This window comes from Bradyrhizobium sp. JR4.3, from assembly GCF_040547695.1.
Lineage (GTDB): Bacteria > Pseudomonadota > Alphaproteobacteria > Rhizobiales > Xanthobacteraceae > Bradyrhizobium > Bradyrhizobium canariense.
In genome coordinates, this window is sequence record NZ_JBEPQF010000004.1 from 244,203 (window position 1) to 259,300 (window position 15,098).

A 15,098-nucleotide genomic window follows, 5' to 3' on the forward strand; every position below is an offset into this window, starting at 1 on the left:
GGACGGACCATGGAAGATCTCAACTTTCAACACCAGGTTCGCGCGCGAGCCGGCGGCACCAGGCAACGCGCGATCGTCGGCGTGGTCGCTTCCGGAAATCTGGAAGTGCTGGTCGAGCGGAGCTTGCCGGATGCGGAATGCGTCGTGGACATCAAGACCGCGGCCATAGGCTTCGGAGCTGTCTGGAGCGCCGTGATCGGCGATTTCGTCGAGCGCTATTCGCCGGGCGGGCTGAAGTTCTCGATCAATGACGGTGGTGCGCGTCCCGATACGGTGTCGCTTCGGCTCGCGCAGGCGGTGCGATTGATCGCGGAGGCCGGCCAATGACCGCTCCGCTCAAGGACATCAGCCCGGCCGAACGGGCCCGCAGCACCAGCTTCTACGAGGCATCGGCCCGCACGCGACTGGAGCTGCTGCTCGAGGCCGGCAGCTTCGTCGAGTTCATTGGGCCGGAGCAGAGCGAAGTCAGCCCGCATCTGAAGATATTCGACCTTCCCGAGCAGTTCGACGACGGCATCATCGTCGGTCACGGACGGCTTGATGGCTCGCCGGTGTTCGTCGCTGCGCAGGAAGGCCGCTTCATGGGTGGCGCGTTTGGCGAGGTGCACGGCGCCAAGCTGACGGGGCTCCTCCGCGCCGCGCGTCAGATCGGCTCGATCCCCGTCCTGATCCTGTTCGATACCGGCGGCGTCCGCTTGCAGGAGGCGAATGCTGGCGAGCTGGCCATCGCCGAGATCATGCGCGCCTTGATGGAAGCCCGCAGCGCAGGCGTGAAGGTCATCGGCCTGATCGGCGGCAGGTCCGGATGCTATGGCGGCGGCGGCCTGATCGCAGGCTGTTGCTCCGCTCTCGCCGTCTCGGAGCCGGGGCGTATCGCAGTGTCGGGCCCCGAAGTGATCGAGACCAATCGCGGCGTCGAGGAGTTCGATTCCCGCGATCGCGCCTTGGTCTGGCGGACCATGGGAGGCAAGCATCGCCGTCTGCTCGGTGCCGCCGATGTCTTCGCCGACGACAATGTGCAGGATTTTCGCGAGGCCGCGCTGGAGCTGCTCGGCCTGGTCGGACCTTTCGGTCTCGACAGACTGAGGGCCGAGCAGCGGCGGCTTGCCGACCGGCTGCGTAGCTTCGGTGACTGCGGCGATGCCGTGGACATCTGGACGGCGGAAGGCATCGCGCATGCCGAGGCCGTTCCAGAGCTGCCGGCCGATCAGTTCATTGCTCTTGCCAACCGGATCGGGAGGACCAGCCGTGACGCTCGATAATATCCTCGCTTCGCTCTTTCCCGACGGCCATGAGGTGAGGAACGACAAGGGCGTCATCCTCGGCTCGGCGACGCTGCGATCCGGCGGCCGGATGCTCGTGCTTGGTGTTGCAGACCGGACGGCGTTAGGCGTCGACGAAGCGATCGGGCTGTCGGGCCACGTCCTGGATTCGATCGGTCGGGACTCCGGGCCGATCCTGGTGCTCGTCGACAGCGACAGCCAGCGCATGAGCAAGCGTGACGAGCTGCTCGGGTTGAACGAGTTCCTCGCCCATCTGGCGAAGGTGCTGATCCATGCGGATATGAATGGCCGCCCGACCGTCGGCCTTCTGTACGGTCACTCGGCTGCGGGCGCCTTGCTTGCGACGGGCCTTGCGACGCGTGTGCTGGTCGGACTGCCCGGGGCCGATCCCGCGGTGATGGACCTGCCGTCGATGGCGAAGGTCACCAAGCTGTCGATGGAGGCCCTGCAGGAAAAGGCGAAGTCGACGCCGGTGTTCGCGCCGGGCCTGTCCAATCTCGCACAGATGGGCGCCGTTCACATGACGTGGAGCAATGCCAGGTCGCTTGCCGACCAGTTGGAGGCGCTGCTGGCCGGCATGCCGGCCGTGCAGGATCGGCGGGATGCGCTCGGCAAGGAGCGTGGCGGCCGGCTGAAGGCCACGGAGATCGCGGAGCGCGTTCATGACCTCGCCCTGCAAGCACGGTGAGCGTCCACCGGGTCGTCACGACCTGGTCTTCGTCAGCCCCGAAGGCTGGCGCGCGATGCTGGACGCGCGCGACGACCTCGCAGCCGATTCCCTTCTCGCGCGCTGGCCAAAAATGCGGTGGCCGACGATCAGGCGACGCGCCCTGCCATGCGAGGCGACAGGCCTCGCGCTGGGCCTGCCCTTGCCGCCCTCTGCCGGCAAGAAACGGGTCTCTCTCGTGGTTGATATCGACCACGTCGCCTCGGTCGCGAGGCCGCCGTCGCTGCGGCAGGCGCGGGCCTACGCGCCGCGCAACTGGTGGCCGACGCTCGACCGGCTCGACGGGCTGGCGCTTCGCCATGCGGTGGAGGTGCGCGTGTTCGGCAGCCTGGCCTGGCAGTCGCTGACCGGGCTCGACTACGTGACCGACCGTTCCGATCTCGATGTCCTGTTCGAGTTTCACCGCGAAACCGACATCGATCGCTTCGTCGCCGACGTCGCTGCGATCGAGACTGATGCGCCGATGCGGCTCGATGGCGAGTTGATGGGCGCCGACGGCGCTGCGGTCAACTGGCGCGAATTCCACAGCGGCACCAGCGAGCTTCTGGTCAAGAGCCTCGCGCGCGTGGTCCTGCTCGGCAGGCATCAATTCATGTCGGGAGCGATGGGATCATGATCACCACGGCCGCAAGAGGCCTGGAACGGCCGGTTCTGCGCCGACCGCAGATAGCGCCCGATGTCTCCGCCATCGGCGCCGTCGCCGCCGATTGCCTCGTCCAGGAGCTCGAAACCTGGCCGAAGCCGGGGCTGGTGAGCCATGTCGACAACGGCAGCCACGACGACATGGATGCGGGCACGTTTCGTCGCAGTGCTGCGGCCATCAGGCCCTACCTGCAACGCCTGGCCGATGCGGGCGCGCTTGGCTGCGGCATGGGGCGGCTGCGCATCATCGGCCTTGAAGCGGAGCGCGCCATGCTGGCGGCGACCGCGGGGGTCAACACGCACCGTGGCGCGATCTTCGGGCTCGGCCTGCTGTGCGCGGCGGCCGGCGCGAGAGCCGGCGGGTTGGTCGATCCCGGACTTCCGCTTGGCGCTGTCGTGGCGCGCCTGTGGGGCGACAGCATATTCGATGGTCCGGTGCTGCTGCACAGCCATGGCAGCGCAGCCCGCCGCCGCTTTCGTGCGGGTGGTGCACGGATGGAGGCCGCAAACGGATTTCCCAGCGTCTACCGGATCGGCTTGCCGGCCTTGCGCGGAGCGACGCCGATTGCGCTGGAAGACACGGAAGCCGCCCGGGTCGAGGCGTGCTTTGCGCTGATCGCATTCGTCGAAGACACCAACCTCCTGCATCGCGGTGGGCTTGACGGCCTTCGCTTTGCACATGACGCGGCGCGTCGCTTCATCGCTTCAGGCGGCGTCGGCGTGTCCGGCTGGCGTGCGCGGGCGCAGTCGATCCACGAAAGCTTCGTCGCCCGTCGCCTCAGCCCGGGTGGATCGGCCGACCTGCTTGCGATGACGCTCTTCGTCGACGCCCATGAAAGGCCGATTTCATGATGTCCAACGCGATCCTGATGGCGCTGGTGCCGGTCTTCTTCGTTCTGTTGCTGGGATACGCCGCCGGAAAATTCCATATCGTCGACAATCTTCACGTCGACGCCCTCAACGCACTCGTGATGGATTTTGCGCTGCCGGCCTCTCTGTTCGCGGCGACAGCCTCGGCGTCACGCCGTGAGATGATCGAGCAGGTTCCGCTCTTCCTGGTGCTCGGCGTGACGATGCTGCTGGTCTATCTCGCCTGGTATTTTACCGCGCGTGGGGTCTCCAAGGTTTCCCGGTCGGAAGCATCGTTACAGGCGTTGACGATTGGTTTTCCGAATCTCGCCGGCGTGGGCCTTCCGATCATGACCTCAGTCGTGGGGCCGGCCGGCACTGTGCCGGTTGCCGTCACATTGGCGGCGGGCTCGATCCTCATCAGTCCGCTGACCCTGATCATGGCGGAAATGGGCGCCGCCAAGGCTCGCGGCGAGCAAATGGCGGCACGGCAGGTCCTGACGGCAATTCGGCGTGCGATCACCAAGCCGGTGGTGCTCGCGCCCGCGCTTGGCATCCTGTTCTCGTTATCGGATGTGAGCCTCGACGCGTTGGCCCGTGCAAGCCTCGCGCTGATTGGAAGTTCGGCTGCCGGCGTCGCCCTGTTCCTCACCGGAGCCATTCTGTCGGCGCAGTCGTTTCGGCTGGACTGGAAGGTCGTCGCTGCAACGGTGGCTTCGGACATCGTGCGCCCGCTGCTGGCAGTTGCGGTCATTTGCCTCATTCCGATGACGCAGGATGCGGCGAAAACGGCTATTCTGCTCGCCGCGACACCCTCGGGCTTCTTCGGAATTTTGTTCGCGGTCAATTACCGGCTGGATTCCGCAAGGGCAGGGTCGATGGTCATCGCCAGCACCGGATTCAGCGTCGTGACCCTGGCGATTGCGATCGCGCTGCTCTTTCCCCATTAGGCCGCGGCGATGACGCTTGCGATCCTCTGCTCGGGCCAAGGCGGCCAGCATCGGGACATGTTCGCCCTCACGGGCGACGCGTCGGATGCCGCGCAGCTGTTTGCGCATGGGGCTGCATTGCTGGGTGGCAGGGATCCGCGCGAATTCGTCCGGAGCGAACCTGATGAGGCCCTGCACCGCAACCGTGCCGGCCAGATTCTCTGTACCTTGCAGCCGCTCGCTGCGGCGCGTGCGCTCGCAGATGTCATGCCGCATGGCGTCATCATTGCCGGCTATAGTGTCGGCGAAGTCGCGGCCTGGGGTGTCGGCGGACTGTTCGATGCGACTGCCACGCTCGATCTCGTGGCGCGCCGCGCAGAAGCCATGGATGCGGCCACGCGCGCCGGCGACGGTCTGATCTTCGTCCGTGGTCTTTCGCGAGACGAGATCGGTCGCCTTTGCGAACGTCACGGCGCGGCGATCGCCCTCGTCAATCCCGGCGATGCCTTTGTCATCGGCGGCGGCCGGGAGGCGCTGAGCGGAATTGCCGCAGACGCGCGGGCGATACGCGGCGCAAGGATCGTCGCGTTGCCGGTTGAGGTGGCCTCCCACACTACACGGCTCGCCGCCGCGTCCGCCCTATTTCGTGAGACTCTGCGCCTGGCACCGGTGGTGTTCCCGCCGGGGAGCGGTGCGCGCATTCTGAGCGGAATAGATGCCACTCCGGTTGTGTCGGCCAACAAAGGTCTCGACAAGCTTGCCGCGCAGATTTCGCAAACCGTGCAATGGGCAGATTGCTTGCAAGCCTGTGTCGAAGCGGGCGCGACGGGGTTTCTCGAGCTGGGGCCGGGATATGCGCTCAGCAGGATGGTTGCCGAGATCGAGCCCGGGCTTCCGGCTCGTTCGCTGGACGATTTCAGGAGCCTTCACGGTGTCCGCGCCTGGATTGCGCGTCACCTGAGCGCCCAAGCGCGATAAATTCCGAAGAGACAATCGCGCTGCGCGGTGGAAAAAAAGGGGCCATCCTTGGGGGAGGACGGCCCCAAAATGCTCGTATGCCCAGGGAGGAGAAAGAGGCTCGAGCCGTGACTTGGGGGTCTCAGTCACCTAACACACACAGAGTCGCCGATCGCGCGGCCAAAGTATTTCACGAACCCCTGTTATTTCTCATTTCGCATGATTCACGTGATTTCCGCGGGCAGCGCGTGGGACACGGCCATGCGTGTCGCAGCCGGATCGCCGAGCCTGGACGAAGCCGACGCGTTCCGGCTGGCGCATCGCCAGCGCGCGGGGGTTTCACCTGTGATCCGCTTGAAGACGGTCGAGAAATGCGCCTGGGTGCAGAAGCCGACGGTCAGCGCCACCTCGGCGAGGACCGTTTCGGAATTCGATAGCAGCGATTTCGCACGCTCGATGCGCTGATGCAGCAGGTATTCCCGCGGTCGGTATCCCGTCGCGGCACGAAACTGGGCCGCGAAGTGCATCCGCGACAGTCCCGCCACCCTGGCAAGGTCGGACAGGGTGATGCCGTGGTCGAAGTTCGTCCCGACATACTCCTCGACGCGCCGCAGCCGCCATTTCGGCAACGCATTGACTTTCGCGTGAGGGAGCTCGCGCCGGGCAATGTGCATTGCCAGCGTCCGGCCAATGCAGCGTGCGAATTCCCGGTCGGCAGAATGGCCGCGTTCGGTCAGTGCTTTCGCAAGCTGCTCGGCAAACGGGTCGCGGAGCAGGACGAGGTCGTTGAGGCCTTCCGGCGCGGCGGGGCCTGCTCCAGGCCGTAGAGGCGGAAAATAACTGCCGGCAGAGACGTGGAAGTGCAGGAAATCGCACGGCGCGTAGAACTGCGCACTGAGCCGCTGCGACGGTGCGCCGATATACAGCGTGCCTGCCGGCATGACGCCGTCGAAGACGGTGTGGCGGCCTCTGGTCAGTTTGACCCGTGTTGTTTTCAAGGCGATGGCCAGGAAGTATCGGTCGCAAGGCGTCGCGGCTTCTTCGTGCCTTATGCCTGTTTGGGTCGAGGTCCAGCGCGAGATCGTGATGTCGTCGGACGCGGTGCCGCCATGTTGGCCGGGCTGGCGCCACCTTCGTTCGAGGGGAAATGCGCGAGACTCTTGCGGGGAAGCCGATTCGCGGCGGCTGGGTTGATACGTCACCCGGGCGCCGGCCGCTTGCATATCAGTAAGCATCGTTCGTCCCCATTTCCTGGATTCGGCTGCCGTCGGGACGGCAGCAGAATGCAATTGGTCCATGTTCGAACGATAGGTGCGACCGCGTCGGAAGGCTCGTTAAGGAAGCTGAAGCGGTATTAGATTTTGCAAGTGCGAGCGGGTGCGACCGCGTGTCGCGAAAAATTCAATTGGAATCAAAGGGATCAAGTGCATGTGTGGAGAGAACACACCGAACGAGGGTGCATGCGGTACTGTCATGTCCGGCCGGCCGTCTTCGTCTGATTCAGGGCAGGCGTGGCGAGGCGTCGAGGCCGGGTGTGAGGCCCGGTGCGATGGCAGCCGCTGGCGGAATGGCGGGTTCGCGCGAATACGGAACCGCTTCCACCTCGGGGGGCTGCTGGGATGTGGCCTGAAGGCAGTTCGCGCGAGGCGGACGTCCCGCGCCGAACAGATCGGCGACGGGATTCACGAAGTTCGTGCGGAATCGCCCAAACCGGCTTTGGGTTTCGCTTGAGGGCTGCCGGATCGTCACCGTCGCCGTCATGCCGGAGACCAGCGGCACCCCCGGAGGCACCGTGTCGATGGCGACGCGAACCGGCACGCGCTGCGCAAGCCGAACCCAGGTGTAGATGGGATCGACGTTGGGCAAGCCTTGGGTGCCGGATGCGGCGTTCGACACGCTGACGCCGCGGGTCACGGTTTTCACATGTCCCTGAAGCGGCTTGGAGTAGCCGACGAGCTGTGCCTCTGCGCGATCGCCCACGCATACGCCCGCCATCTTGGTCTCTTCGAAATAGCCGTCGATCCAGAAACTGTTGGCATCGATGATGGAGACGTTGCTGGCGCCGGTGGTAGCATAATCGCCGACGCGCAGCAGGAGGTTGGTCACGTAGCCGTCGACCGGACTCGTCACGTTGGTTCGTTTCAGGTTCAATTCGGCCTGAGCAAGCTGATGCGCCGCCGCCTCATACGCAGCCTTCGCTTGCAAGGCATTGCCGGCGAAGATCTGCTGTTCCTCCGGCGTCGTTGCGAGGTTGGACAAGCGCTGACGCCGGTTGAACTGGGCCTGCTTCACTTCGAGATCCGCCGCGCGCTGGTCGAGGACGGCCTTGCCGACATGGGCGGCCACCTCGAAGTCGAAGGGGTCGATGACGTAGAGCACGTCGCCCTTATGGACGAACTGATTGTCGGTCACCCGCAGTTCCACGATCTCGCCCGAAACCTGCGGCGCGACGTTGGCGACCTGGACGCGCACGCTGCCGTTCCGGGTCCAGGGCGCGGTGACGTAATGCTGCCAGGTCGCGAGCGATATCAAGACGGCGACCAGTGCAATGCCGAGGGTCGCAAGATGTTTGCCCGCGCCGTGGATGAAGCGGCGGGCGCCCTCGCGCAGCACCTTCGCGGAGGGAGCCGCCTGTTCCGGAGGTTTGACGCCGGCCGCGGCGTGATCGCCGGTGTCGCGCGCTACGGTCTCCGGCATGTTCGAACCGTCCACGGTGTCTGCGGCATCCACCGGCGCCTCGGTCGTTGGCTCGCCATGAAGCGGGGCGGCGTTGCGGGGCAGGGTGGCTTCCATGGCTTTTCTCCCTAGAAGAACAGTGCGAGCATGCCGAACATAGCCACGTAGAGGCTGAGTTCGGCCAGCGACGGGTTGCTGAAGACTCTCGTGAAGCCGACGAAGCGCAGCAACGGGCGCAGCATCAGGAACGCGAGCATCGCCGTTGCCGCATAGGAGACGATGGGGGCAATCAGCACGCCACCGATGACGAGTTCCCGATAGGTGTTCATCATGGTGATGTCCCTCGGCTGGAGCCGGTCGGAGATTGTGGCGGCATGAACGCCGCACTTGCCGCAATCAGCGCGGCGATGGCTGCACTGGTGGGCAGGTTGCTTGGCGCTCCCGCCTGGTGCAGCGCCCCGGCCGAAGCGAGGATCGCACCGCCGTCCCGCCGGGCGAGGGCCTCTCGCGCGGCCTGCGCCGCTCCGGCGAGCGGGCCCTGGCCGACCCGGTCCAGTTCGGCACGGCAACGTCGCAGGGCGTCGGCCTTGTCGAAAAAGTGCATGGCCGTGCCGGCGATCTGATCATTGATTGCGGAGGGGCCGTTTGCGGTCACCATCTGTTCAATCCGCGCCGCGTCGCGAAAGGCGGCTTCCTCCGGCGCGAGATGCCGGGCTGGCCCGCTGTCGCGGCGGCTCAGCTCGCGCCGGACCTCTTCCAACAGCAGCCGAATGCGCCGGCCGCCCGACAAGGGAGGCAGCAGCAACTGCGCGGCAAAGACGAGGACGGACGAAAGGCAGGCAAAGAAGCTCGTCAGCAGAAACACCTCGGGGTCGTAGCTCTGCGGATTTGTCGGTGCGAGCACCGCGAGCGTGAACACCAGGACGAGACGGCCGAGGGAAGACAGCATCGGGCTCGGCAGCGAGACCAGCAGCGCGAGGCCGATGACGACAGGCGCAAGACCGATCGCCAGCAGCTGAAACTCGGACACCCCATTGAAGACGAGATACTTCAAGATACCGGCCAGCACGCAGGCGATCGGCATCGCCATCACCGCCACCAGCGTGAAGCTGCGTGGCGCGGGCGAGGTTGAGCCGAGGCCTATGATCACGGCGACGAGTGAAAGGCAGAGCTCTGTTGTCGGCCAGCCCGCCAGCACGAAGAAGATTGCGATCAGCGTGAACGCGATCGCAGCCCGTGCGCCGGCTTCGGCCGCAATGCGGCGCGAACGATAGAGCGGTGCGTGCCATGCACGATAGGGACGCGTCCCTGCACGCAGCGCATCGAGGCTGCTGCGCACTTGCGCGTTCTTGCGGCTGATTTCGATCCGCAGCCAGGATCGGGAAATCGCGATCAGCCCGGCCGCATCCTGGTCCGGATCGTCACCATTCTGCGCCGGAGCGGACGTGGCGGAGAGCGCTGCCAGCATGCGGCCGAGAGAGAACGCGCTGACGAGATCGACCAGCGCGGAACGCGCGGCCGCGGCTCTTGTCGGGCCCACGCTCGATTCCGCCGCTAGGCTCGCGATGTCCGGGCGCAGCGCTGCGATATCATGCAACAGGTCCGCCGCAACGGGTGCGGATGGCGCTTGGCCGCGCTCGGCGTCTTGCGCGAGATCCGTGACCCGCCGGTGCAGCGCCTCGATGCGGCTTGCCAGGGCCGGATGATAGTTCGGCGCGGCCAGAACTTCGTTCACGAGCGCCACCGCGAGGACCCCGACGCTGATGGCCGCGCCCCGCGCGACGCCGGTCGGGAATACTTGCAGCGGGCTGTCGATCTGCTGAATGGCAATCAGCGCGACCGTGGTGCAGCAGAGAGACGCTGCATAAGCGCGATTGCCGTCGAGCATCCCGACGGCGTAGACGCAAAGGCCGATCCAAATGCCGAGCACCGCGAGCAGGAGGCCGTCGGTTTGGGAAAACATGCCGGCGATCGCGATCGATGCCGCCACGCCGATGGCGGTTGCAAGCAGCCGGTAGCCGGCCTTCTCCATGCCCTGACCGCGCGTGGGCAGTGCAAGGATCGCCACCGTGAGGGCTGACGACGAGGGCGATTCAAGCTCGAGCCAGAAGCTCACATAGAGGGCGAGAAGCATCGCGAGCCACACCCGCAGCGCAAAGGCCCAGGAGCTCGCCGGAAACCCGGCGAAGACCAATGGGCGCGCCGCGGCGGCAGCATCGGCATTGATTTGCATCGCGCGAGATCCCCATTTCCCTCGGCAGAACAGCCAGCCCCGCCAATGTCGTGATACGCGCGCGAATATGAGGTGCGAGGGGCTCGCCGGTATTTCCGGTTCACCAACCTCGTTGCCGGATTGCACGTCGGGTTGAGGGAAAACGGCGCTCGTCCGCGCCAGCCGCGGGCCGGACTATTGCGGCCCGTTGCCTGCCAGCGCGTCTTCGAGGCAGCGGATGATCTCGTCACCGCTGGAAGGCTTGCCAAGATAGCAATGCGCGCCTGCGGCCATGACGCGCTGACGCACGGTTTCACTCGGAAACGCCGTCATGAAGATGATTGGAAAATGGCGGCCGGCGGCAACCAGCTGGGCCTGCAGCTCATCGCCTGTGATGACCGGCATCTGGACGTCGGCGATCATGCATGCCGGATCGTCTCCCTGCGCCTGCCGCAGGAAGTCCACGCCGGATTCGTAGGCCTGGGCCTCGTAGCCGACCGAACGCACGAGGCTCGCCAGCGATGCCCGAACGCCTTCGTCGTCGTCTACGATCGCAATCACCAAGCTTTTGGCCATGGGGGCGCCTAATCCTGGCCGCGGTGTTCCGCAAGGAAGAGCATCTCCCTCGGCGCGGCCGATGGCGCTTTATGCACCTGGGGCAGTCCCGCCGGAATTATACTCAGGTTTGGTCCGAAGTCCTGCGGGTCTGGGAAACTCCGAGCGCCTCGGCCTTGCGAACGAGGTCGGCGAACGACCGGACACCCATCTTGCGCATGACGTTCCCGCGGTGGATCTTGACCGTGATCTCGCTGAGACCGATCAGGGCGGCGACCTGTTTGTTCATCAGGCCGGCGGTGACATGGCCCATCACCTCGCGCTCGCGCGCCGTCAGGGTCTCGTATTGGGCGCGGATGTCCTCCTTGGTCGCGGCTTCGGCCCGGTGCTGCGCATCGCGTTCGAGCGCCGCGGTCACGGCATCGAGCATGTCCTGGTCGCGAAATGGCTTGGAGAGGAAATCGACCGCGCCGGCCTTCATGGCACGCACGGACATCGGAATGTCCCCATGGCCCGTCATGAAGATGATCGGATAGCTGATGCCCTGCCGGACGAGCTGGCCCTGCAGGTCGAGCCCGCTCACGCCGGGAAGGCGGACGTCCAGCACGATGCAGCCGGGGCCGTCGGGCAGCGAGCCTCCAAGCAGTTCGGACGGCGAGCCGTACAGGCGCGTATCGAGGCCGACCGATCGGAACAGGCTGTCGAGCGAGGCGCGGATGCCTGCGTCGTCATCAACGATGATAACGACCGAGTTGAGCGATTGGGCGGGCGATTGCGCGTGGTCTGGTCGTGTCATGGTCTGATGTGTTCTTGGCTGTATGGCAGTGTCAGGCGGAATGTCGCTCCCGCGCCCGGGGTGCTCTCGACCGACAACTCGCCACCGTGAGCTTCCACCGTCGTTCGGCAGATCGCAAGTCCCATGCCCATTCCGCCGCGCTTCGTCGTGAAGAACGGATCAAACAGGCGTGGCATGTCGTCCGGCCGGATGCCGGGGCCGCTGTCCTGCACCGTGATGGCGAGTCTCTCGCCGTCGACGGCGCTGGCGCGCAGCATGACGGTACGGGAACCGCGCTGGTCCGACATGGCCTGGGCGGCATTGACCAGCAGGTTGACCAGCACCTGCTGAAGCTGGATCCGGTCGCCGCGAATTGGCTTCAGGCCAGGCGTCGTCTCGACAGTCAGGACGACGTCGTCATTCGCGAGCTCCCGCGCGACCAGAAGGGCCGCTTCCTGGATGATCTCGGCGATATCGAGACTGTCCTGCTGGGCAGGCGCCTTCTTCAGGAAGGTGCGGATGCGGGCCACGACCTCGCCGGCACGGCGGCCCTGCGCGACGACGTGAACGATCGTGGCCGCGACCTCCTTCAGATCGGGCACGTCGCGCCGCAGCCATCGCAAGCCGGCCTCGCCGCTGGTGACGATCGCCGCCAGCGGCTGATTGACCTCGTGGGCGATGGAGGCGCTGAGCTCGCCGAGGGTGGCAACGCGCGCGGCATGGGCGAGCTCCGCCTGCGCCGCAAGCAACGCATCCTGCGCCTGCTTGCGCTCGGTGATGTCGACGACGAAGGCGAGCACGTTGCGGTCGCCGTCAGGCCCGGAGGGGAAGGTGATCGTGAACAGCACCGGAACCTTGCGTCCGTCGAGCCTGACGAGCTCGGTTTCGCCTTCGTAGAACGGCTCGCCTTCCGCGAACGCGATCAATGCGCCCAGGAAACTGCGGTCGTCCTCTCCGAGAAGCAGGTCTACATTCTCGATAAAGGTCGAGGCGCCGTTTGCTCCTGTCATCTTTTGCAGGGCCGGATTGACGTCGGTGATTGCAGCGAGCCGGCGGGCATGCCGGACGAAATCGGGATGTCGCGCCAGATGGTCGCGCAGGCTGGCTCCCGCGGTATCCAGCGATTGCAATGCGGTTCGGAGTTCGCTCCAGTCCTCTTCGACGACGCCGATCCGGCTTGCGTCGAACATCCGGCGGTATCGCTGTTCGCTTCGCACCAGCGCGTTGTGTGCGGCGACGCGGTCGGTGACGTCGGTGTGCGTTTCAAGGACCCCGACCGGCTTGCCAAGACGGTCGTGCTGCAAGGCCCATCGGGCATCGACGGTGAGCGCCGCGCCGTCTTTCGTTCGTTGCTGCACGCGGCCTTCCCACCGACCGGTGCCCACCAGGCCCGCTTCGATGACCTCGCGCCGGTCGGGATATCTGGTTTGCAGAAGCGCGTCGGCGAGCTGCCCGACCGCGTCGTCGGCAGACCACCCGTAGACCTGCTCGGCCGTCTTGTTCCAGAAGGTGATCACGCCGCCGCGGTCTCTGACGAAGATCATGTCGTGCGAGAGGTTGAGCAGGCGGGCTTGCGCGGCGAGGCGCTTCGTTGCCGCGTGATTTTGCAGCGCCAGCAAGGTCGTGATCCCGATTGCCGCGAGGCTCACCAGCACACGAAGGGCGGGTGAGGCGATGGTCCGCAGATCGTGCGACAGGAGATAGGCTGTTATCGTCAGGACGACGCAGCCGGCCGCGGCAACGATGGTGTCGTCGCGCCGGTTGGTCTTCGCCGCGAGCAGGATCGCCACGATATAGAGAACCGCCACGGCGCCCTCGAGCGGCGTCAGGACGTCAACCAGGAAAACCGCAAAGGCGAGGACGGCGGACAAGGACCGCAAGCCGGTGCGGCTCTTGGATGAGCCCGTGGTCAGATCATGACGCGTCATCGTCACTTGCAGTCGTTCTTCTCACATCAGCTATCAGCGCGTTGATGCCGCGATTTGATCGCGTTCACAACATCCACCCGCGCGATTTTCGTGCTCTCGTGGAAGACCTGTCGCGCGCTCGGTGCGGTGAAACCGCCGGCAAGCGGCATTCCCCGGAAAAACCAGGGAGCTCGCGTGGTCCCGCCGGCGGATGGTGCGCAGAAAGCGCGTCAACTTACCGCAGGCGTCGCGCCGCAAGTTGTGCCCGCAGCCGCAATCCCGGTGAGACGTCGCATCGGTGCGCTCACCCGAGGAACAGGTCGTGATCATACCTAGGTATGACGCGGTCAACCCGAGAACCTATAGACGCACCCGCGGGTAGAATGGATCGCGCACACCGCCGAATTACTCTGCTCCCATGGCATTCGGGCAAGCCGGTCAGGCCAGGCCGGATCGAAAACGGGACAAGGAGATTCGACGATGTCGCTGCAGATGTCACGCTCACAGGCGATCAAGGATCATGACGTTCGCGCGATCGATATCTCGGCAATCGATCGCGATCCGCTCGGGCTATCGAAACTCCCTGACCGGTTCGACGAAGGCGGAACAATGCTGTCTTTCGTCCATCTGGACATGGCCCTGGCGGTCGAGCATGCGGCGGACGCCGGACGTTCTGCCGCTCGCGGGCCCCGCTTCAGGCTCTCCGCAAAACTTCTTGCACCGCCGCCTGCCGAGAGCGAACGGGCCTTCGCAGGAGGAGAAGCCGCTGATCCGGTGATGCGGCGCCTGTCCGATGCGCTCGCGGCGACCGAGGCCACGCACGATACCCATTCCGCCATCATGGCCGACGCCCTGCGGCTTGCGATCCTCACCCGGACGTTCAGTCGGCAGGCTCCCAGCGCACGGGCCGAGCTCGATCAGGCCGACGCAATTCGCGAGGGGGATGCTGGAAGGACCGTACGGTCGCTGCAGAATTGGCGTCTCAGGCGCGTCCTGCAATATGTCGACAAGAATCTGACTGCAAAGATAACGCTTCAGGACATGGCCGCCGTCGCCGGCCTGAGCAGGATGCATTTCGCCGGGCAGTTCCGTGCGGCCGTCGGCGTGCGACCTCATGAATATCTGCTGAGGCGCCGCATCGAGCGCGCCCAGGAGCTGCTCAAGCAGGCCGAAATTGCGCTCGTGGACATCGCCCTGACCGTGGGTTTCCAGACCCAGGCGCATTTCACCACGGTGTTCAAGCGCTTTGTCGGCGATACGCCGTATCAATGGAGAAGCGCTTATCTCGCGCAAATTATGCCGCTGCCGTGCGCAGGAGCGGGTCCGTCATGATCAACATTGGCATTCAAGCCCTGCTCCTGTCGCATGCCAGTCTTCATTTGACGCTGACGCATCATGAATTGATGGAGATGATCGAAATTCTCCGTGCTCTCGGCAATTCGTACCGCCTCGCTGCGTCAGAGCCGGGAAGCGGTTTTCTCTATGGACGCCTCGCCTTCAACTTCTGTCGAGGCGCTGTGATGTGGGCCGCGCGGTAGGCGGCACTTCGGTGGCACCCCGGCGTCGGGTATTTACGGGAGCGACTG

16 protein-coding genes are annotated in these 15,098 nt (G+C 65.4%); 9 read left to right on the forward strand and 7 right to left on the reverse strand.

Annotated features, from left to right (window positions below):
• Nucleotides 1–9: 9 nt before the first annotated feature.
• Genes mdcC through ABIB91_RS09745 form a run of 7 tightly spaced genes read left to right on the forward strand, consistent with a single transcriptional unit; the run spans nt 10 to nt 5,408 of the window.
• Nucleotides 10–327 (forward strand): malonate decarboxylase acyl carrier protein, encoded by a 318-nt coding sequence (gene mdcC, locus ABIB91_RS09715; protein ID WP_007596039.1) that lies wholly within the window; start codon nt 10–12, stop codon nt 325–327.
• Entirely contained in the window at nt 324–1,262 is a 939-nt protein-coding gene (locus ABIB91_RS09720) for a biotin-independent malonate decarboxylase subunit beta (protein WP_354160354.1), read from the forward strand. Before mdcC ends, ABIB91_RS09720 begins: the two co-directional genes overlap by 4 nt.
• Nucleotides 1,249–1,971 carry a biotin-independent malonate decarboxylase subunit gamma gene (gene mdcE, locus ABIB91_RS09725; RefSeq protein WP_354160356.1) on the forward strand — a complete coding sequence of 241 codons (723 nt, stop codon included), beginning with the start codon at nt 1,249–1,251 and terminating at the stop codon, nt 1,969–1,971. Before ABIB91_RS09720 ends, mdcE begins: the two co-directional genes overlap by 14 nt.
• Complete coding sequence (gene mdcG, locus ABIB91_RS09730; protein ID WP_354160358.1) at nt 1,946–2,626, forward strand: malonate decarboxylase holo-[acyl-carrier-protein] synthase; 681 nt, start codon at nt 1,946–1,948, stop codon at nt 2,624–2,626. The genes mdcE and mdcG overlap by 26 nt, the downstream gene beginning before the upstream one ends.
• A complete protein-coding gene (gene mdcB, locus ABIB91_RS09735; RefSeq protein WP_354160360.1) occupies nt 2,623–3,504 on the forward strand; it encodes a triphosphoribosyl-dephospho-CoA synthase MdcB in 882 nt (293 codons plus the stop codon). The genes mdcG and mdcB overlap by 4 nt, the downstream gene beginning before the upstream one ends.
• A complete protein-coding gene (locus tag ABIB91_RS09740) occupies nt 3,501–4,451 on the forward strand; it encodes an AEC family transporter (protein WP_354160362.1) in 951 nt (316 codons plus the stop codon). The genes mdcB and ABIB91_RS09740 overlap by 4 nt, the downstream gene beginning before the upstream one ends.
• Before the next feature lie 9 nt (nt 4,452–4,460).
• Nucleotides 4,461–5,408 carry an ACP S-malonyltransferase gene (locus tag ABIB91_RS09745; RefSeq protein WP_354160364.1) on the forward strand — a complete coding sequence of 316 codons (948 nt, stop codon included), beginning with the start codon at nt 4,461–4,463 and terminating at the stop codon, nt 5,406–5,408.
• Between the two features lie 203 nt (nt 5,409–5,611).
• Here the strand turns inward: ABIB91_RS09745 and ABIB91_RS09750 are convergent, their stop codons facing one another.
• From ABIB91_RS09750 to ABIB91_RS09780, 7 genes are all read right to left on the reverse strand, one after another.
• Nucleotides 5,612–6,622: a helix-turn-helix domain-containing protein gene (locus tag ABIB91_RS09750; RefSeq protein WP_354160541.1), complete on the reverse strand. Its 1,011-nt coding sequence runs from the start codon at nt 6,620–6,622 to the stop codon at nt 5,612–5,614.
• Between the two features lie 265 nt (nt 6,623–6,887).
• On the reverse strand, nt 6,888–8,180 hold the full coding sequence (locus ABIB91_RS09755; RefSeq protein WP_354160366.1) for an HlyD family secretion protein: 1,293 nt from the start codon (nt 8,178–8,180) through the stop codon (nt 6,888–6,890).
• Nucleotides 8,181–8,191: 11 nt separating this feature from the next.
• Nucleotides 8,192–8,395, reverse strand: a complete 204-nt coding sequence (locus ABIB91_RS09760; protein ID WP_354160368.1) for a DUF1656 domain-containing protein — start codon at nt 8,393–8,395, stop codon at nt 8,192–8,194.
• The gene (locus tag ABIB91_RS09765; protein ID WP_354160370.1) at nt 8,392–10,296 is read right to left on the reverse strand and encodes an FUSC family protein; all 1,905 of its coding nucleotides are present in this window, start codon (nt 10,294–10,296) and stop codon (nt 8,392–8,394) included. The genes ABIB91_RS09760 and ABIB91_RS09765 overlap by 4 nt, the downstream gene beginning before the upstream one ends.
• A gap of 174 nt (nt 10,297–10,470) precedes the next feature.
• Nucleotides 10,471–10,851 carry a response regulator transcription factor gene (locus tag ABIB91_RS09770; RefSeq protein ID WP_007596023.1) on the reverse strand — a complete coding sequence of 127 codons (381 nt, stop codon included), beginning with the start codon at nt 10,849–10,851 and terminating at the stop codon, nt 10,471–10,473.
• A 103-nt stretch (nt 10,852–10,954) separates the two neighbouring features.
• Nucleotides 10,955–11,626, reverse strand: a complete 672-nt coding sequence (locus ABIB91_RS09775) for a response regulator transcription factor (RefSeq protein ID WP_007596020.1) — start codon at nt 11,624–11,626, stop codon at nt 10,955–10,957.
• Entirely contained in the window at nt 11,623–13,533 is a 1,911-nt protein-coding gene (locus tag ABIB91_RS09780) for a PAS domain-containing sensor histidine kinase (RefSeq protein ID WP_354160372.1), read from the reverse strand. The genes ABIB91_RS09775 and ABIB91_RS09780 overlap by 4 nt, the downstream gene beginning before the upstream one ends.
• Nucleotides 13,534–13,992: 459 nt before the next feature.
• On the opposite strand from ABIB91_RS09780, the gene ABIB91_RS09785 reads away from it, so the two are divergent.
• Nucleotides 13,993–14,844, forward strand: coding sequence for an AraC family transcriptional regulator (locus ABIB91_RS09785; protein WP_354160374.1), 852 nt, complete (start codon nt 13,993–13,995; stop codon nt 14,842–14,844).
• On the forward strand, nt 14,841–15,050 hold the full coding sequence (locus ABIB91_RS09790; protein WP_007596015.1) for a hypothetical protein: 210 nt from the start codon (nt 14,841–14,843) through the stop codon (nt 15,048–15,050). Before ABIB91_RS09785 ends, ABIB91_RS09790 begins: the two co-directional genes overlap by 4 nt.
• The last annotated feature ends 48 nt before the right edge of the window (nt 15,051–15,098 follow it).